The sequence below is a fragment of the Marixanthomonas ophiurae genome (genome assembly GCF_003413745.1).
Classification (GTDB): domain Bacteria; phylum Bacteroidota; class Bacteroidia; order Flavobacteriales; family Flavobacteriaceae; genus Marixanthomonas; species Marixanthomonas ophiurae.
Map to the genome: position 1 here is coordinate 2130567 of NZ_QVID01000001.1, position 18496 is coordinate 2149062.

The 18496-nt window shown below is 36.4% G+C and carries 22 protein-coding genes; 13 read left to right on the forward strand and 9 right to left on the reverse strand.

The window, feature by feature from the left end:
• The 4 genes from DZ858_RS09820 to DZ858_RS09835 are packed head-to-tail and all read right to left on the reverse strand — an operon-like array spanning nt 1 to nt 3590.
• Nucleotides 1-588 carry a conjugal transfer protein gene (locus DZ858_RS09820; RefSeq protein ID WP_117159373.1) on the reverse strand — a complete coding sequence of 196 codons (588 nt, stop codon included), beginning with the start codon at nt 586-588 and terminating at the stop codon, nt 1-3.
• Nucleotides 589-592: 4 nt separating this feature from the next.
• Complete coding sequence (locus DZ858_RS09825) at nt 593-2995, reverse strand: TraG family conjugative transposon ATPase (protein ID WP_117159374.1); 2403 nt, start codon at nt 2993-2995, stop codon at nt 593-595.
• The gene (locus DZ858_RS09830; RefSeq protein ID WP_117159375.1) at nt 2982-3266 is read right to left on the reverse strand and encodes a hypothetical protein; all 285 of its coding nucleotides are present in this window, start codon (nt 3264-3266) and stop codon (nt 2982-2984) included. The genes DZ858_RS09825 and DZ858_RS09830 overlap by 14 nt, the downstream gene beginning before the upstream one ends.
• A gap of 36 nt (nt 3267-3302) precedes the next feature.
• On the reverse strand, nt 3303-3590 hold the full coding sequence (locus tag DZ858_RS09835; RefSeq protein WP_117159376.1) for a hypothetical protein: 288 nt from the start codon (nt 3588-3590) through the stop codon (nt 3303-3305).
• 189 nt (nt 3591-3779) lie between these two features.
• On the opposite strand from DZ858_RS09835, the gene DZ858_RS09840 reads away from it, so the two are divergent.
• From DZ858_RS09840 to acpS, 9 genes are all read left to right on the forward strand, one after another.
• Complete coding sequence (locus tag DZ858_RS09840; RefSeq protein WP_117159377.1) at nt 3780-4439, forward strand: N-acetylmuramoyl-L-alanine amidase family protein; 660 nt, start codon at nt 3780-3782, stop codon at nt 4437-4439.
• A 157-nt stretch (nt 4440-4596) separates the two neighbouring features.
• Nucleotides 4597-4884: a hypothetical protein gene (locus DZ858_RS09845; RefSeq protein WP_117159378.1), complete on the forward strand. Its 288-nt coding sequence runs from the start codon at nt 4597-4599 to the stop codon at nt 4882-4884.
• The gene (locus DZ858_RS09850; protein WP_117159379.1) at nt 4874-5212 is read left to right on the forward strand and encodes a helix-turn-helix domain-containing protein; all 339 of its coding nucleotides are present in this window, start codon (nt 4874-4876) and stop codon (nt 5210-5212) included. Before DZ858_RS09845 ends, DZ858_RS09850 begins: the two co-directional genes overlap by 11 nt.
• Nucleotides 5213-5223: 11 nt before the next feature.
• Nucleotides 5224-6072: an ImmA/IrrE family metallo-endopeptidase gene (locus DZ858_RS09855; RefSeq protein WP_117159380.1), complete on the forward strand. Its 849-nt coding sequence runs from the start codon at nt 5224-5226 to the stop codon at nt 6070-6072.
• Between the two features lie 8 nt (nt 6073-6080).
• Nucleotides 6081-6845 (forward strand): thymidylate synthase family protein, encoded by a 765-nt coding sequence (locus DZ858_RS09860; protein WP_117159381.1) that lies wholly within the window; start codon nt 6081-6083, stop codon nt 6843-6845.
• On the forward strand, nt 6845-7888 hold the full coding sequence (locus tag DZ858_RS09865) for a nucleotide kinase domain-containing protein (RefSeq protein WP_117159382.1): 1044 nt from the start codon (nt 6845-6847) through the stop codon (nt 7886-7888). The genes DZ858_RS09860 and DZ858_RS09865 overlap by 1 nt, the downstream gene beginning before the upstream one ends.
• Nucleotides 7888-8700, forward strand: a complete 813-nt coding sequence (locus tag DZ858_RS09870) for a dCTP deaminase domain-containing protein (RefSeq protein WP_117159383.1) — start codon at nt 7888-7890, stop codon at nt 8698-8700. Before DZ858_RS09865 ends, DZ858_RS09870 begins: the two co-directional genes overlap by 1 nt.
• Before the next feature lies 1 nt (nt 8701).
• Entirely contained in the window at nt 8702-9274 is a 573-nt protein-coding gene (locus tag DZ858_RS09875) for a nucleotide pyrophosphohydrolase (RefSeq protein ID WP_117159384.1), read from the forward strand.
• 11 nt (nt 9275-9285) lie between these two features.
• Nucleotides 9286-9675 (forward strand): holo-ACP synthase, encoded by a 390-nt coding sequence (gene acpS / locus DZ858_RS09880; protein WP_117159385.1) that lies wholly within the window; start codon nt 9286-9288, stop codon nt 9673-9675.
• Between the two features lie 39 nt (nt 9676-9714).
• Here the strand turns inward: acpS and DZ858_RS09885 are convergent, their stop codons facing one another.
• The 5 genes from DZ858_RS09885 to DZ858_RS09905 all read right to left on the reverse strand — a co-directional run bounded on the left by DZ858_RS09885 (nt 9715) and on the right by DZ858_RS09905 (nt 14942).
• Nucleotides 9715-10377, reverse strand: coding sequence for an ATPase (locus DZ858_RS09885; RefSeq protein ID WP_117159386.1), 663 nt, complete (start codon nt 10375-10377; stop codon nt 9715-9717).
• Nucleotides 10361-11113, reverse strand: coding sequence for a hypothetical protein (locus tag DZ858_RS09890; RefSeq protein ID WP_117159387.1), 753 nt, complete (start codon nt 11111-11113; stop codon nt 10361-10363). The genes DZ858_RS09885 and DZ858_RS09890 overlap by 17 nt, the downstream gene beginning before the upstream one ends.
• A 3-nt stretch (nt 11114-11116) precedes the next feature.
• Nucleotides 11117-11401, reverse strand: a complete 285-nt coding sequence (locus DZ858_RS09895) for a helix-turn-helix domain-containing protein (RefSeq protein ID WP_117159388.1) — start codon at nt 11399-11401, stop codon at nt 11117-11119.
• 273 nt (nt 11402-11674) lie between these two features.
• A complete protein-coding gene (locus DZ858_RS09900; protein WP_117159389.1) occupies nt 11675-12514 on the reverse strand; it encodes an RteC domain-containing protein in 840 nt (279 codons plus the stop codon).
• Between the two features lie 25 nt (nt 12515-12539).
• The gene (locus tag DZ858_RS09905; RefSeq protein WP_117159581.1) at nt 12540-14942 is read right to left on the reverse strand and encodes an aminotransferase class I/II-fold pyridoxal phosphate-dependent enzyme; all 2403 of its coding nucleotides are present in this window, start codon (nt 14940-14942) and stop codon (nt 12540-12542) included.
• A gap of 200 nt (nt 14943-15142) precedes the next feature.
• Here DZ858_RS09905 and DZ858_RS09910 point away from each other — a divergent pair, with 200 nt between their 5' ends.
• The 4 genes from DZ858_RS09910 (at nt 15143) to DZ858_RS09925 (ending at nt 18464) form a co-directional block, all read left to right on the forward strand.
• Nucleotides 15143-15514: a DUF7793 family protein gene (locus DZ858_RS09910; protein WP_117159390.1), complete on the forward strand. Its 372-nt coding sequence runs from the start codon at nt 15143-15145 to the stop codon at nt 15512-15514.
• Between the two features lie 101 nt (nt 15515-15615).
• Nucleotides 15616-16563: a helix-turn-helix domain-containing protein gene (locus DZ858_RS09915; protein WP_117159391.1), complete on the forward strand. Its 948-nt coding sequence runs from the start codon at nt 15616-15618 to the stop codon at nt 16561-16563.
• Nucleotides 16564-16672: 109 nt separating this feature from the next.
• The gene (locus DZ858_RS09920; protein ID WP_147309586.1) at nt 16673-18130 is read left to right on the forward strand and encodes a MauE/DoxX family redox-associated membrane protein; all 1458 of its coding nucleotides are present in this window, start codon (nt 16673-16675) and stop codon (nt 18128-18130) included.
• Nucleotides 18131-18206: 76 nt separating this feature from the next.
• Nucleotides 18207-18464, forward strand: coding sequence for a DUF6520 family protein (locus DZ858_RS09925; RefSeq protein ID WP_117159393.1), 258 nt, complete (start codon nt 18207-18209; stop codon nt 18462-18464).
• The last annotated feature ends 32 nt before the right edge of the window (nt 18465-18496 follow it).

The window sequence follows — 18496 nt, forward strand, 5'->3', positions numbered from 1 at the left end:
TTAATATTCTGTTTCGCGGTTATTGACTTTATCCTGCATCTTTCTGAAAGAAATAATATCACGATAGCGTTTTGTTTTTGTAGTGATATTGGCAACCATTTGTTTGGATTCCAGTTCTTTTGCTTTCAGGATTTCAGCACGTTCCGCATCGCTCATTTTGAGATAGTCACTTGATAGGACTTCGTCTATAAAATCCACCGTGTCCAATGAATTTTGGACAATGGTTTCGAACGAGGCTACCACCCTGTCAATTTCCTCGGGTTTGATGTAGGGCGAATTCAGAATATCCTGGAGGTCATTCTGCATTACATTGATAAGGCGCTGATTGTTCTGTGCGATTTCCTCAACCGCTCTAAGCTGTTGGACAACGCTCGATACTTTCTCAATGGCTTCTTTGGCATCCTTCAGGAATTTTACGGACTTGATCATTTCTGCCGTCTGTTTGCCAGATTCCAAAAGTTGCTTTACCAAGCTGATAAAGTTGGTGTTGTCATAAACCGGCATTCCTTGAGCGGAAGCATCTTTCGGCATTAAAAGGGCAACCGCTAAGATTAGCCCGAATAACATTGTTTTAATTTTTGTCTTCATAATATTATGTTTTAGATGTGAATTGAATGATTGCTTTTTGCATATCCCGATGCTCGTTGTAGAGCTTCATTATTTCCTCATTTTCCTTACCGTCTGTTAGGTAAGCGGCATATACTTCCTTCGGAACTTCGAGACGGAAAATGTTGCTTTCCCTACCTATTTTGATGAACATTTCGGTGTATTTCCGTGGTCCGGTAAGATTATTCTTGATGGATTTTAATTGGTTCAGGTCGTGGCTGGACAGATTGAGCCTTTTGATCAATTCATCATAACCCTTCTCATTGTTTAGGCTATAAATGACCTGTGTGTTTTCAAGAATACTTGCCGAGGTGGAATTATTTGGAAGCTGATTGATGGACTGAAGAATAATACCGATTGCACCGTTCTGTTTTCGGATAGCTTGATAGTAGAACTCGACACTTTCCAGTACGTTATCAAACTTCAATTGCTTGGCAAACTCGTCAAATAGGATGATACCCTTTTCAGCCCTGTTTTTCCAAATGGTTCTCTGAATGGCCGACTTGATAAGCTTGAGCATTACCGATAGGATTTCCTTATTGTCCTTGACTTCATCCAGCTCAAAGACAATCAATCGTTTGTCCTCAATTTTATAGGTCTGGTCTTCGCTGACCTCAAATAGAAAACTATATAGACCATCGCCGACGTATTCAGACATTACGTGCAAAAAGCTCGTAAGATTGAAGTAGTCGGGATGGATTTTAAGGGTGCTCAGAAGGTCTTTCTGATTCCTTTCTATAAAGCTGTAGAAACCATCTAATGAATAATTTTCTGAAGCGCTATCGTAGTAATGACGCAGTATCTTTTTGACCGAAACTGATTGTGCCTTGGTCACTTTCAAATCTGAAGCGAACAACTCAAACAGAAAAACGGATAAGTCTTCCAAACGTTCAGGTGTTAGGTCTTTAGTATCACTAATGTAAAATGGATTGATACCGAGATTCTTTCCGCTCTCATATCTGAGTACGGTATATTTTTCAGGATAGAGCTTTGCGAATTTGGTGTACGAGCCACCCAAATCGATGATGACCAGACGAATGCCACTTTCAAAATATTGACGTAAGATGTTATTAGCCAAAAAGGATTTGCCTTCGCCTGTTGGTGCGAAAATGGCAAAGTTTCTGGCCTTGATGCGCTTTTTACGTTCGTCCCAAACATCTTTCAGAACTGGAATGTTATGTTCGCGGTCATTAAAGATGATTCCGGTAGTGTCCGATTTGTAATTGGTGTTGTTAATGAACAGACAAAGTGCGTGTTTTAAATCCGTAACGTATAAATCATTATTTGAGAAGTTGGATGAAAAGCAACAGTAACTGTTCAAGATATAATTCTTCCGTTCTTCGCCTCTTGGATAGTATGGGATGATATCCAGTTCCTTAAATTCAGTCTTTATTTTTGAGGTAATCTTATCGAGTTCATTGGCATCTTTAGACCAATACACAATATTGAGATGTCCACGAATTATTCTGGCATTATCATCGGCATTGATTTGGTCAAGGATATGCTGAATTTTACCAAGTACCACTTTATTTTGCGAGCCAAAATTTGAACTTTTGTTCAGTTCCTCAACTTTCTTATCCAGCAGCTTACGCCACTTCTGTTTGTCATCCAAATAAATGATTTGGTTGACGATATGATTTTCGTTAAGCGTAAGCCCTAAACCATCAACAAACCCTTGATGAAACACAAAATCGTCAGAAGTAAATTTCTCATTGGTTTTGCTACTTTGAACACTTTCGCCAAAGCACAGTTCGCTGTTGATGGCAAGGGCATCAAAATGGTTTTCGCCAATATTGACGCTTTTTTTATCTAAGATGATGTCGGTATCAAAGCCTTCGTTGAAACCATTGAAATAGCCATTTGTAAGCTTTTGAATCTCTTCCGCTTTAAGCGAAATAAATTCCATCTTTCGGCTATTGTTGATGAAGGAAACAGAATCGCTTACCGAGTTGATGAAGCTTTTAACGTTGTCATCCAGTTCTTGCACAATTCCTTTAGAAACCTTTTGGAACGGGTTGACATATTTTGAATTATTAAGTGCCTTGTTCTTGGTCAAAATGAAGAACAGATAGCATTTATGTTCTATGTGTCCACGACCTTTAAAATGCTCGTGTGTTGCTTTCTCTAAAAAAGTTTTGTTCGAAAGTTGTTCTGAGGTATAGGATTTCTTGAGATAGATATCCTGTTTATGGACCACAGTACCAACTGGCAATGACTTCAATGCCTGAAACCAAGCACCGTGTATATCCTCAAAATCTTTTTCGGAAAGCGAATAGATTTCTGGCAGATTGCCTTTATAGCATAGGACAACGTTGCCATTGTTGGCAAATACGATATTGTCCTGAATATCTACGATGGGTTGATATGCCGAAAGGTTAATCTTGTTCATAATCGAAGCCAGAATTTCTTTTGTTGCTGATAATTTTTGGAAAAGCCTTAGCCATTTGGAATAGTTGCGGATTGTGGGTTATTCTTGCCAAAGCCACATATAGGGAAGCATTGAATACCAACACACCTATTATTATCTCAAAGCTGAAAGAGAAGATGATGATGAGCAACGAAGCCAAAATGGAAACCATCATCAAGGCAAACAGGGAAATGGGTAGCCCAAAAATGACCGCCCGTTTCCTGATGTTTTTATAGACCTCGAATTTCTTCATATAGCTTCTCTAGTAAAGTCCTCGTTGAGGGTTCATTTATACTACTATCCCAATTAGGTACGTGAAGATTCCCACAACGGCACCAGCAATCAACACAAAGACAAGTACTCTGGTTATACCCTTTTTGAGGTCGGCATTTTCGCCGAAGAAATGTCCTGCATTAAATAAGAAGCCTACCAAGAAGATGACACCCAATAAGATTGGAAAAATAGTTCTGATGGTATCGCCTACATCGTTAACTGAATCTTCAATGCCACCAATTTGAGCAAAAAGCGAAGTGGATAAGAGCGAAAGAATGGGTACTAAATAGGGTGATTTTTTCATAACGGAACAGTTTAAATTTTTGGTTCATTTTTGTTATTGGAAATTTACATATATTTGAACACAAATAACTGTAAATCAAATATTTGTGAATAAAATATTATTTGATATTGTTTGAATTCCGTTGCTATTATTTGACATCAAATTTTATGAATTTTTGAAGTGAAGTTGTTGATAATCCGAAAATTGAAAATGAAAAAAGTGTTCAAAAACGTCAGTTTTGTGATTTTGATTCTAAAAATGTGCTTCATTTTTGGACAGGAATCGACTGCTCAAAAACGAATAATAATTGACGTTGGACACGGTGGAAAAGATTCTGGTGCAATAGGTATAAATGACATCCAAGAAAAGGATGTGGTTTTGTCCATTGCAAATGAGATTTTAAGGTTAAATAACGACTTAGAAAAACCACTCGATATTTATTTGACCAGGTACAAAGACACTTTAATATCATTACCGGACAGGACTAAACTGGCCAAAGCCTTAAATGCTGATTTGTTTATGTCGTTGCATTGCAACCACTCTGATAATCCGGATGCGAGAGGGATTGAAGTTTATGTGGCTAACGCTATATCTAAATACTCGGATGATGCTACTTGGCTTGCTTTTCAACTGCAAGATGACCTAAGTAAGAGTTTAAGTTTTGAGAGTAGAGGTGTGAAGTTTGCAAATTTTCAGGTTTTGCGTGAAACAATGGGCTATTGCACTTCTGTTTTATTGGAATTGGGATTTTTGAGTAATGTAGATGAGAGTAAGTATTATCAAAAGCCAGAATCTTATAAAATTTTGGCTTTCGCGGTAATTAGAAGTTTAATTAAAAATATTGATAGTTATGAAAGAGTTGGGGATTGAGGTCATAAAATGTCTAAAAGCTCTATTTGCAGCTTTTATTAATGAGATAGTGCGCAGTCATAAGTTTTATAAATAAGAGGCCTATGAGTAAATTAAAAATATAAATAATTTGCGTATGTAAGATATTCTTACCATATTTGTACCAAATCCACACATTATGATTGATATAAGTCAGGAACTGGTTGAAGAAAAAATAGCCGAGGTCATTAAGGAGATAGCAGACACATTAGAGATTGAAGTCTCTATAGATTCTGCATCTTGTCCTGGATTATTACCAGGGATAACTAGTCAAGTTCTGGTTACCGTTCTGGGACGATTAGAAAAGAAATTGGATGTAATCATTCCAGACGATTGCTATGTATTTTACGATAAAAAAGAACAAAAACAATTAGATATAAAGATGTCAGCAGAAAAACTTATAAAACACGCTAAATATGAAAAGTGATAATTCAAATTTGAAAAGATTGGAAATAGCTGAAAGATTAAAAAAAGCGAGAGAACTTTCAGGTTTGTCTCAGGCACAAGTGGCGTTGAAACTAAATGTACAACGACCTGCAATTTCCGAGATTGAAGCAGGTAGGCGAAAAGTAAGCGCAGAAGAGTTAATTGAGTTTTCAAAACTATATAAGGTAGATTCATCTTGGTTGCTTAACGAAGGTGATAACTCAGAAATTACTCAAGGAAAACTGAAGTTCGCTGCAAGAGAATTAAGCAAAATGAGTGAGGAGGATAAAAACAAACTCTTTGAACTCTTGAATATACTACCAAAATAATATAACAGTTTATGGATTCAATCGCCGCTAGCGGAATTAAAAAAGCTGACTCAGTTAGAGCAGATTTAGGCTTGAATATGTTTCAACCAATTAACGTATATGATACCTGTCTAAAATTTGAAATAGATGTTAGGTTCAGACGCATTAATATGGAAGGAATGTATATCTCAAGTGATAACCCTGAAAACTCGTATATTATTCTGTCCTCATTACGTCCATTTTCAAGAAGAGTCTTTACCTGTGCCCACGAATTGGGTCACCATTTATATGGCCACGGCTCACAAATCGATTTGATTTATCAAGACAATAATGAATCAGATGTGTATAATCAAGAGGAAAGATTAGTTGATACTTTTGCCTCAGCTCTTTTAATGCCAATTGCTGGCGTCCAGCTTGAATTTCAAAAGAGAAAATGGAATTTAAAAACCGCAACACCAATTCAGTTTTTTACCATATCATCTGTTTTTGGTGTTGGTTATCAAACCTTAATTTCTAACTGCTGTTTGAACAAACTAATTAGTTATCAGAAATCAAAAGAGCTATTAAAATACTCACCTTCTGATTTTCTCAGAAAGATTACAGCAAACCAAGGTAAAGGGCATTTAAAAATAATTGATTCTAAATACAAGGAAAGTATTGTTGATACAGAAGTTTCCGGTTTTCTGTGTTTACCAAAAGATATAGAATTGGAAGGAAATCATTTGAACGTTGTTTCTGAAACTAAAAATGGTTTATGTTACGAGGCTATTAAACCAGGAATACTGAGAGCCAGTAATTCAAACAATGGACAAACCTATTTTATTAGAATTCAAAATTTTGAGTATGAAGGACTCTCAGAGTACAGACACTTAGAAAATTAAAAACAAATATGAAAACACCCACATTAATAGAAAACCATAATATTTCACAATCTTGGATAGAGGTACTCAAAAGGTATGGAGATATATCTGGAAAGGAATTATCCCCTTTGGTACTTACCATAACAGATTTCGAAGAAGATATATCTTTACGAGAGCTATTAGACAATCACTTGTCGATTCACCAGAAACAATCAATTCAAACTGTTTCAGAAACTATTTTTCCTCTTTCACTTTCTAGATTATTCAAGAATAATCGACACGAACTCTACGAAGAATACAAGTCTAATTTTAAGCGGATAAAAAAATTAGATTTGAATGGTAGAAACCCTCGTAATAGGAGAGGAACATATTTTCAGAGGTTAATTGATTTCCCTGGGACAAATGGAGGAATTAACCAACTGGAAAATATTATAGAATCAATACAAGATAACAAAAACAATAGGAGGTCAAGATATCAAGCTTCTACCTTTGACCCCAATTCTGATAAACTAGATGGTCCATATTTAGGTTTTCCTTGCCTTCAGCACATAACATTTTATGTAACTGAAGAAAACGGTTTGGTTCTCAATAGCTTTTATGCTGTGCAACATTTATATGAGAAGGCTTATGGTAACTGGTTGGGTCTTGTAAATCTAGGAAAATTCGTTGCTGAAGAATTGGGGATTTCATTTGAAAGATTTAATTGTTTCATTAGTATTGAAAAGCTTGATAGTTTGTCAAAAACTGAGGCTAAAAAATTATATAATCAAGCTATAAAAATCACTAAGCCTTAATGAGTGTTTCAAAAAAAAATATAAATTCTGGAGTAACAATTATTTCACCATTGTCGCCAATTAAAACTACTGAAGTTTACGATACATATTGGAAATTTGCAGCTTTACGTCAAGAGGCTTTTTTCAACAAGATTGAAAACAAAGGTTGTCCTTGGTCTAATGATTCAATAATTAATACTTACCGATTTACTAATGCTTATAGAGCAGCAGATAGAGTAAGCCAGTATCTTATACGTGATGTTATTTATCGCGAGGAATATTCCGATTCACCAAAAGAGATTCTTTTTAGAATCCTCTTGTTCAAACTCTTCAATAAGATAGATACTTGGGAATTAATCCTTGCTCATATACCCAACCCGACCTTTGAGTATTACGATTTTAACGTTTATAATGATATTTTAAATGCTGCTTTTAATGCTGGAGAAACAATTTATTCTGCCGCTTATATTATGCCTTCTGTAAAATCATCCTTTGGTTATACAAGAAAGCACAGTAATCATTTAAAGTTAATTGAACTAATGCTAAATGATAAGGCAGAGGAACAATTATCTAATGCCAATAATATGCAAAAGGCATTTGAGATTATTAAATCCTTCCCAGGGTTAGGAAATTTTTTGGCTTATCAATTATTAATTGACATAAATTATTCTAGGATAATAAATTTCTCAGAATCAGAATTTGTTATGCCAGGACCAGGTGCATTAGGCGGCATTAGCAAATGCTTTACGGATACGGCTGGTTTAAATGAGAAAGAAATTATCAAGTTGGTAACTGATAGGCAGGAAATTGAATTTGAACGTTTGGGTCTAAATTTTAAATCATTATGGGGAAGAGATTTACAACTTATTGATTGTCAAAATTTATTTTGTGAGGTAGATAAATATAGTAGAGTAAGGCATCCAGAGATTACAGGTAATAGCAAAAGAACACGAATTAAACAGAAGTATAAACGAAACCATCAACCAATAGAATATTGGTTTCCCCCAAAATGGAATATAAATAGTCGTATAGCAGAGGATTTAACATATCAAAATCAAATATAATGTCGTTTTTAGGAAACAAAGCAATACTAGACTGCCTAAAAAAAGGTAAGGTCATCGAGGCTTTTGAAGAGCAAAGAATTAAAAATGGGGCTTATGAACTTTCATTGGGCGAACAAGTATTTCTTACAAATTCAGGGTCAAAAGAAATAAAAAATGTAGAACCTCAGGGAGTTATTCACATAGAACCTGGACAGTTTGCTCTGCTATTAACCGAGGAAACTGTTAAAATACCTAAAGATAAAATTGCTTTTATTTCTATTAAGGCAAAAATAAAGTTCAAAGGTTTGGTTAATGTTTCCGGTTTTCACGTAGACCCAGATTTTAAGGGAAAATTATTATTCAGTGTATATAATGCTGGGCCAGCCACAATCGTTTTAAAAAGGGGTGATAATTATTTCCCAATGTGGTTGGCTGAACTATCAGAAAAGCAAAATTATAAAGGAACACATATTAATCAAAACTCAATTCCTTCTAGCCCTATTGAAGCTTTGAGCCAAGGCGAATTTAATTCACCACAAGCTTTGATGAAAGAAATAGGTCAATCAAATTCAAGGATTACCAGTTTAGAGAAGGATAACAAAGCCAACAACTATATTGCTATAACCGCTCTTGGTTTTGTATTTGCACTTTTACTAAAACTTGCCTTTGATTTTTATGCACTAGACAAGGGGTGGGATAAGGCAATAGAGTATAATAAAAAGCAGGTTAATATAGATTCTATAATAAATCAAAGGCTCTTGGACAAGAAACAGTTATTACAGGAGATAGAACTTTTAACTGTGAAAAAAGACAATCTAATAAAAACTAAATGAGATGAAAGAAGAATTATTTTTCGATTCAGATTTTCCTGAATATGAGCAGTTGCCACGAAGTTTTACAATTGATTTTGAAACAATTGAGAATAACGATAATACTTTGACCAAAATCACATATGAGAACCAACAAGTAGGAGACTTTATCGATAATAATTCAAGAGAGAATGATAATTATCGTTTCCACGATGTGTTTCATTACACTTTCGCAACGGTCTTAGGTTGGTCACCGTGTTCTAGGTCTATGATGAAGCGGAAGAGAAAAAGTAAATCTGATATTGACCAGTTTGAGGATGGTGCACGTGCAGCAATTACAGAAGAGGCAATTTCATTGATGGTATTTAACTATGCTAAAAAGAGAAATCTACTGACTAAAGACAATAGTGTTGATTCTGAATTGTTAGGATTTATAAAAGATTTTACTTCACCTTTTGAAGTGTGCAAACGCACAAAAGAAAATTGGGAAGAAGCTATATTGTTAGGATATTCATTATTTAGAAATCTTGTAAAATATAATGGCGGTAGTGTTCATTTTGATATGCTAAACAAAACTGGAACTTTTCGTCCCAATTAAAAGAGAATAAAATGATTATTAGTATTGGCTGTGATATAGTAGAACATTCAAATTTTGAAAAATTAGGATGGGCTAATGACGAAAATACTTTGAGAAGAATCTTCTCAAAAAATGAAATTGCTATATCACCGAAAGTAGATATTGAAAAGTATTATTCTAGTCGATTCGCTGTAAAAGAGGCTGTCTTAAAATGTCTAGGAACTGGTATGGAAGACGGAATATCACTAAAAAATATTGAAATTAGTAAAAGTCAAATAGATTTACCACGGGTATCATTATCTGGAAAGGTTAAAAAGATATCAAATTCAAAGAGGATTACAAATTGGCACATTTCAATAACTCATACGGCAAATTCATCTGCGGTATTTGTTATTGCAGAAAGTGTAGAGTTAAAAAAATAATTAAGAGTTGATTTCAGCCTTCGACCACTGAGTTTACATTCATTTCCTCTTATCCCCAGCCCCTTTATCAAAAGCAATCAAATTAAATAGTTCTCGCATTCGACTACGCACACGGTTACCGTAATGTTCTTCCAATTCTTCAGCGTTGAGATTAGTGGTGGCGTGGGTCTTGATTTTGTGTTTAGTTTGTAAGTACAGCTCGTATCGAGATAAAAGTACTTCGCCCATTACGTTCAAATCCTTTCCGTAGAATCTGCCAGACGGTTCCACGCCCAAATCATCAAAACAATAAAATTTAGTGTTGCCATATTCTTCAACTGTTTTAAAACCTAAATGGTTAAAACTGAAGGTTACATTCCGGCAGGGAATCATTTTATAGGGACGTTGCAACGGAACCAAATGGCGCAGCAATTTCATTAAACTTGTTTTTCCACATCCAACGGGTCCAGAAAGTAGAATGCCTTTGTCGATGTCAATACCGTAGGTTTCACAGTTATCTTTATCCTTGATGAAATAGGAACAGAGCTTCAGCAGAATGTCCTTATCCTCATCATAAATCCTGAATTTTTTCCCGAATAACAGTTTGCCCTTGGCATTCAAGTAAATCAATATTTTTGGAAAATCATAGAGTACACTTTTGCCATCAAATTTTCCGAGCGAATATTCCACGCCACCTTCGATAATTTTAGAGGGGTTGTCCATAGTCTTTGTTTTTAGTGGTTCGCAAGTTGTCCTTGATTTGGGACGGTGGTTTTTTGTTTGGTGTGTTTTCTGTCTCAAATAATTCGGTTCTGTCCATCCAATTCGTGGCCAATGAGCGCCAATTCCGTATTGGCTTTCCATCGCTTGTTTTCCATTCTCGGTCTTCATAATGCTCATAGAATTTTTTTGCTTCCTCAGCATCAAAACCTTTTTCTTCAAAAAATAAAATAACGGCCTGCCTGCCCTTTGGCTGTTTTATATTGTTTTCTTGTTTGGTATTGTTTATATTAGATACCAATGCTTGTCCAACTATGGGACGGTGTTGGTACACAGCTTGTCCGTTATTGGGATGGTGGTGTCCCTCAAGCGGTACACCTCTGGGATGGTACTGTTCGGCAAGCTGTTCTAATATGGGATTGTACTGTCCCACAACTGGTTCATCACTTGTCCCGATTATGACCATCTTAATTTTGCTGCCTTTGTACGGATTGTTGGAAGGGAAGTAGGATAGATACAGCCAAGCATCCAAATCAACAATACATCTATGGTATGTTGATTTTGAACCAATCTTGGCAACACGCATCAGTTCCCGTCGGTTCACATAGAATTCGTCCATAAACCGAGAGCTGTTCCATTCTTGGAACAGCGCCATATACAAACTAATATGGGTAGGGTTTAGGCGGTCATCAAAATAAAACTTTTCAAAAGCCGCATTAAGTAGCTTTATATAGTTCATCGCTTAAGAATTTAGACCGTGGTGCACACGGTTGGCATCCATCACTTTTTGAATTTCCGCGGTATCATAATAAATGATTCCGCCCACTTTTGTATAAGGTAATGTGCCATTGATGCGAAGATTTTGTAAGGTGCCTGGACTTACTTGAAGCAAGTCCATAACCTCGGAAGATTTGAGGTACTTTTTGAGTTTCCCGCTGGATTGTCTGGTCAATAATTTTTTGATGTCATCGAGCAATTCCATTTTGAATTCCCGAAGGTCGTCTGTGGTAATAATACTTGTCGGCATAATAGAACGGTTTTAATGGAAAGGGACTATCTGGGTTTGTGATTTTAATTGATAGTCCCTGACCTGATTTGACTTTCGTTCTACAAATTTGGATATGATTATTGACGTTTCGTCAATAGTTGACCCAGAGGTGGGGTGCTTTTTCTGAAAATAAAGTTTGATGGATTTTGTTGTTAATTTATTGTATCTCGAATGTTTTCGGATATCAAAAGAATATAAATTTCACGAATTATTCCTTTGTAGATAAAACCCCAAGTTGGGGTGAACTTGGGATTATTCATCTGACTCTTCAAGCCGTTTTCTCAATACCTCGATCAATGCGTCCAAAAATTTTGTCTTGCTGCATTTCCTGGCCCGTATTTCAATAAAAGTATGATAGTAATTCCCAAGGTCTATATTAAAAACTTGTTCGAACAGGGAGGCCAGCTCCTTGATATCAGCGGTACCGCTATTGATTGCACCACTGCTCTGCAGGGCGTATATCAACTCGATCAGTTCTGTTTTGCTTCCTGTCCAAAAAAGGTTTGATGGTTTTTTCATTGAATATAGTTTAGGTTCGTGGGTATTTGTATCCAGCTTTTCTATTTCCTGTTGCAGGTAAACGATCAGCATGTCATATGCAATAATGGTTGCTACGGTGCCGTCCTGACATGTAGAAAATTGTTCGTCGATAAAAAAGTGAAAAGATTCAGTTGATGAGCGCAGGTCGGATTTCCCCCTGACAAAATATTGTTCGTCCAAGGTAGAAGCACCCCTACGGTAATAATGGTAGAATTCCAGATTGTCATTGAAATACACCTGTAATTTGTTTATTTGGTTGTTCAAGTATTTTTTTTGGAATTTGGAACTGCTCCTCGGCCGCTTGCTTTCAATGTTGAAAAGCTTGGCGTAATAAATCAATTTGCTCAATATTTGCGGTTTGATGTGCTTAAAGAACTGTATCTCTTCCTTAGTTGAGTGAAAGCCTTTTTGAACAACCTGTTTTCGAAGGGTCTTGATGCACTTCTCTGTATGGGTGATGCCTGTTTCCGCTTTGTACAAAATATCATCGGCACGAGATTCCAAAGTCTCCAACTTGGTTTCAAATTCGGATATTAGGTTTTGGTATTTCATACATATGCCTCTCCATTTATTGGTTTTAACTTGTTTCCAATATTCCCATAAGCTCTAGGGTATAATTATCTGAAGTTTGTATATACGCATACTTTTCTTCCACAGAGGCACCCAATTTTCTTTTCTCGAAAGAGGCCGTCATGCCCAGGGCAATCTTTTTCATATTTAGGTCAAACGCTCTTTTAATAGTCTGATATAAAAGCTGTCTATAGGTATAAAACTCTTCTAAATATTCATAATCCATCCCTATAAAAGCTGGTACATACGTATGGTCGTTATTGTTGTAACAGAGCATCACCCCTATGATTTTTTCAGGGTGTGCCCTTTCACTTACGGTAATGAACTCCCAATTTGGATGTGCAGACATATTATCAAATAGTTTTTTTGGGAAAGCAAACATGTTCAGACCCAAATTATTCTGATGGACGTTATGATACAGTTCTTGGACCTGTTCCAATTGATCTGGGTTACAGGTTTTGAGTGTTTCAATATGCAGCAACGGTTCAATGGCCAGTATTTCTCTCCGTACATGCCGCCTGTTCCTAGAGGAAAGATTGGCTATAAACCCTTCAATATCTTTAAATCCATCCAAATCGATATCACAGGAATCTGGCATTTTGACCCGCACAAACCCCTGTCCTTGAAAATAAGTATGAAAATAGGTGTCAGCTTTAAAATCCCGGAGCACGGTCATTTTGGATTTATGATGTTGTTCCAATTGCTCCAAAGTTTGTATGAGTGCATTGAGTGCATCCTGTTTCAAGGGGTGCTTTTTGTCAATGAACAGGTGGTCCCCTTCGGTAAAAAGCGACCCCATACTCAGTACCTTGGATGTTAAATAGTATGGATCGGTCTTTCTTTCACCCTCTATTGTTTTGGATAGACCGGCGCTGGCCAGCATATCATCCTTCCAATATGCCAAGGTCAAGAACGTAGCCAAAATGGGTCGTTGCTCTTGGTCATTGATAATTATATACCGGAAATCCCAATTATGTTCTTTTTTGCTATTGTGGCAAAAGGTCTGCTCTAAAAATTTTAGCCCTTCCCAATCAAAGACCCCATCTTTTCCCATAAGCTTGTCCCAAACAGCTTTATCGACCTTTGAGATGGTATCTTCCATGCGAAGGGTCAGTTTTGGGTTCCGTTTATCTTTGCCCGTTGCTTTGGTCTTTAAATTAAAAGCTTGGTAGACCCGGCGCGTATCCGTATGGGTATCTTCCAAGGCTTTCGGGAAATGATACTCCATGGCCTCCGCCAACCCCTTGATCTCCGCTTTTTGGTTGTGCCGGGAGATGGTTATCCTCACGCCCGTATTTTTCACCGGTACGGCAGGAAATATCCCCAAGTTCACATAAAAACCCTCTTTCATTAAACGGTTTACGAAATTATACCCTGTTTTTGGCATTCCGGTCCCTATATAGAATACCGGCGAGGTATTTTTATCCACCAGTGGCAGGTCGGTCTGTTCCAACAGGTCGTTAAAGTATCCAATGCGTTCCCTCAGCTCTTTTTGCAGTTCACAGATTTCATCGGTAAGGTGGATTTCTGCAGAAGCGGTCGCTGCCGCAACTGAGGCTGGTTCCAATTGTGCAGAGAAGGTCAAAGGGCCACCAAAGGTCTTGATCTCCTTGTACATTTTTTTGTTGGAACAGACTAACACCGCCCCGCTTGCTCCAAAGGTTTTGCTTAGTGTCCCAAAAAGCAATATGTTTTCCGAAAGTTCTTTAAGTTCACTCAGTACGTACCCCGTTCCGTTTTTTCCCACCCAGCTCATTCCGTGGACATCATCATAGTATAGGTGTAGTTGCGGGTATTTTAAACTTAAAGACTTTAGGTCTTGGATGGGTGCAAAATCCCCATACATGGAATAGATCCCATCAGCCATATACCAAATCCTTTTTCTCGTATTGGAAAGTGACTTGATCTTATCCTCCAACATGTTTATGTTGTTGTGCCGGATCATATCGATGGGGACACTCCTGTTTTTCAAGACCTTGGCTGCACTCTGTACGCTCCAGTGTACTTGGTGGTCCAATATAATGGCATCCTGGTCTTTTACGGCACTGGGGATGACCCCTAAATGCCCCAACGTACTGTTTTTGGTTATAATTACCGGACAGTTGTACATTTCGGTCACCCTCTCTTCCAGTTGTCGGTAGAGCGGATTGGAGATGTAAGATTTAGAAAGCGGGAACTGGGTGCCGAATTTTTTAATTGCACTTATTGCTGCGTCTTTCAATCGGGGGTCCTGTTCCAGGCCTAAATAGCCCGTTGTCCCAAAATGAAATAACTTTTTATTTTTAACCTCAATGGTCCTACCTGAAAACTCTGTCCCTTCTGCATACAGGTGCAGCACACCTTCCTGCATGGCATCGGTAAACACCTCATTTACTGTGTCCAAAAAATTGTTGTGCTTGATTTTTGCCATCGCTTTTCTTTTTGATGACATAAAATTTAGGGGCATTTGTTGTAATATAAAAAACGATCTTCCACATAATCCCTAACAGGTAACCTTTAATCCTTTATGGATAACCATAACCTAATATTTGATAGGGATTGTGTATAAACTTCTATATCATAAGTTGATAATTTCGTAAATTTATATAGAATACCAGTTTTCTAGTTATCATGTTGGATTTTTTTGAAAATGATTATGCTACCTACAAGCTAAGCGATGGTATCTTAAGTATAAGATATCACAGTGATGTAAGTATAGATTTTGATGCGGCAGTACAAATAGTCAAAGACCGACTTTTGTTACAGCAAGGGGAACATTTACCGGTTTTGTGCGATATCCGTGGGGTAAAGGAAATCAACAAATCAGCACGTGGCTATTTGGCAGTGGAGGGTTCTGTTTTAATAAAAGCAGCGGCGTTTATTGTTGAATCCCCAGTTTCAGAGGTTTTGTCCAGTTTTTACTTGCGCACCAGTAAACCTCCTATACCAAACCGTTCCTTTCAATCAATTGAGGAGGCTAAAAGATTTTTAAATAGCTTTTAAAGCTATTTTCTAACGTAACTGATTTTAATTTTGAAAAGTTCGCTTCCTTTTAGTCAACAGGATTTAGGTATTTGATAATTAAGACCACTAATTGATGGAGTATGCCCGAAAGGTTAAAACATATCGAAAAAATGCTGATGGAAATGAGTACCGGTAATTTTTTCTACCGGGTGGAACGGTCTGTCAAAAATGACAATGTAGAGGCATTGGTGGTCGTTTTGAATATGATGGCCGAAGAGATACAGGAAGCCATGGTACACCAAGGATATGTACAAGCCCACGGAACCATCAAACATATTGTACAGATGAGTTTTATACTTGATGATAAAGGACATATCCAAGCCACTAACCAAAGAACCTGTAGTATTTTATCCACTTTGTATTCAGAGATCATTGAAAAACCATTTGCTGTTTTTTTAGATGAAAGCTCCAAAGTGAAATGGCAAAATACCTGGAAAACCCTTAAACAAAAAGGCATCTATGAAAATTCGGTGGAACTGGCGTTTAAGACCAAAAGCAACCTTGTGGTCCCAAGCGTTTGTTATATTACCACTTTCAAAGTTGAACATTCTGAACCGAAGAAAACACTGATAACAGTAGTCCATCACTCTAACGATCGGGACAGACTTGAAAAAGAGTTAAAGCGAAGTGTGACAAAATCAAAAAAGAAAAAAGGGAGCAAAAACTCCCTTCCTAAAAAACCAAAAATCCGTTTGAGCTTTGAGGATATTAAAAAATTAAGAAAAGGGCGTGATATCATCATAAACAACCTTGAGAAGGACTTTCCTTCTTTAAAAGATTTTGCGCTTCAAATAGGAACCAATGAGTTCAAACTTAAATACGGATTTAAAGAACTGTATGGGACAAGTGTGTACCGTTTCTTGAAAAATGAAAGGTTGAGAAAATCAAAAATGTTGGTACAATACAGTGATCTGCATATAAAGACAATTGCACATATGATTGGGTTTAAAAGTGTTCCACATTTTTCAAGGTCATTTAAGAAACGATACGGGTTTACCCCGAGTGCTCTTCGTAAAAAATCCATTTAATGTCAAGAGGTCAATTGTTCTTGGCCCTGAGCAAATCCCTATACCGACAAAAAGAAATCCCTTATGCATAAATTTTAATGTGGAACTTTATCATATCCAATTAAAAGATATGATTCGCATTAAAGTAAGATACCATTTAGCTGTAAAACTTATCAGCTTTCTTTTTGTCATATTGTTCGTATATGCCGCAACTAGTAAACTTCTGGATTATAAAACTTTTACCCTTCAACTGGCACAATCACCACTGCTAAGTGCATATGCTGGTATTATTACTTGGTCGGTGCCAGGACTGGAAATACTCATTGCTATATTTTTAATACTGCCCCGTTATAGAAAAATAGGCCTGTACGCTTCCTTCTTTCTGATGGTACTCTTTACAACCTATATCTATATTATTCTTAACTATGCTGACTTTGTACCTTGTTCATGCGGAGGGGTATTGGAAAATTTGAATTGGACGCAACACTTTACATTAAATATTATTTTTATATGTCTTGCCATTGCTGCTATTCTAATGGGTGTAAAAACAAGGTGTATAAAAAAAATAATTTTAATCGGTGTATTTGCTATCACTGGGGTGGGAGCGGTAGTCCTACTTTTTAATTTATCGGAAGAGAAAATGCAACGCAATAATGCTTTTCTTAGAAGATACATTCCACATTATATTGAAAAGATTCATTCTTGGGATTTAAAATTCAATTCATATTATTTGGCTGGTTTAGAAAATGGCCAAATTTATCTTGGAAATTCAACGGCACCTTTAAAAATTGTAACTCTGGATACCTCTTTGTCAAAGGCTGAAAATCGTAGGATAACTTTGGATAACATGGAATTGCCTTACAGAGCAGTAAGGTTTAAAGTTTTTGGGACTAATATCTGGGTTTATGATGGAACAGTGCCAATAATTCTAAAAGGAAATACATCAAATTTAAATGCTAAAACAATATTCAGAGATCCTTATTATATATCTGAATTAATTCCCATTGATTCCTCGAAAACTATAATCCGAGTGCTCGTTGATAAAAATATAATAGGAGTTTTTTCTGAAAATACGCCTCGGATAAAATTCAACTCATCCATTTTGAATGATCAAGGTAATGGGGTGTTTGACACCGACGGTCAGTTGATTTATAATAGACTATTGAAAAAATTAATATTCACTTATTATTATCGAAATGAATTTATTGTGTTTGATCCAGACTTAGATATTGATTACCGGGGCAAAACAATTGACACAGTAAGTCGAGCTGTTTTAAATATTGTCAATTTAAATTCTAGTAACAAAACAAAATTGGGGGCTCAATCATTATTAATAAATGCAAAAACAGCTACAGACTCTCATTTTCTTTACATAGCGTCGCCACGTCTAGGCAAATCAGAACCTGAAGAATTATTAGATGTAGCAACTGTAATTGATGTCTACGATCTTATCGATAAAAGCTATCAATTTAGTTTTTATTTATACCATCAAGAAGGTAAGAAGATGAGTGAATTTATGATAAGAGATTATAAATTATACGCATTGATGGGGGATGAAATTATCATTTTTAAAATGAAAGAAAACTAAAGCATTGCGCAGTGATAGGGGTAAGACCGAAAACCTATAAAAAAGAGTAGGTCATAATTAATTAAAATTAAATATTATGAAAACTAAAAAAAGAAAATTAGTATTACCGTTAATGGCTTTTTTGTTTGCAATTGCAGCTGCATTTGCAACACAGGAAAATCATGAGGAAGATACAGCATTAGTGCCAGGTTATATTCGTGTAAACAACGTTTGCCAACCTGCCCAAGAATGTAGTACAGTATTTGGGGAGATCTGTACCTATCAAGGAAAACCTGTTTTTGGAATGACAGGTTCATCCGACTGTAATTTACCCTTATATTTCCCTAAAAAATAAAAGGTAAATTAATTTATGGGTTATTCATAGGG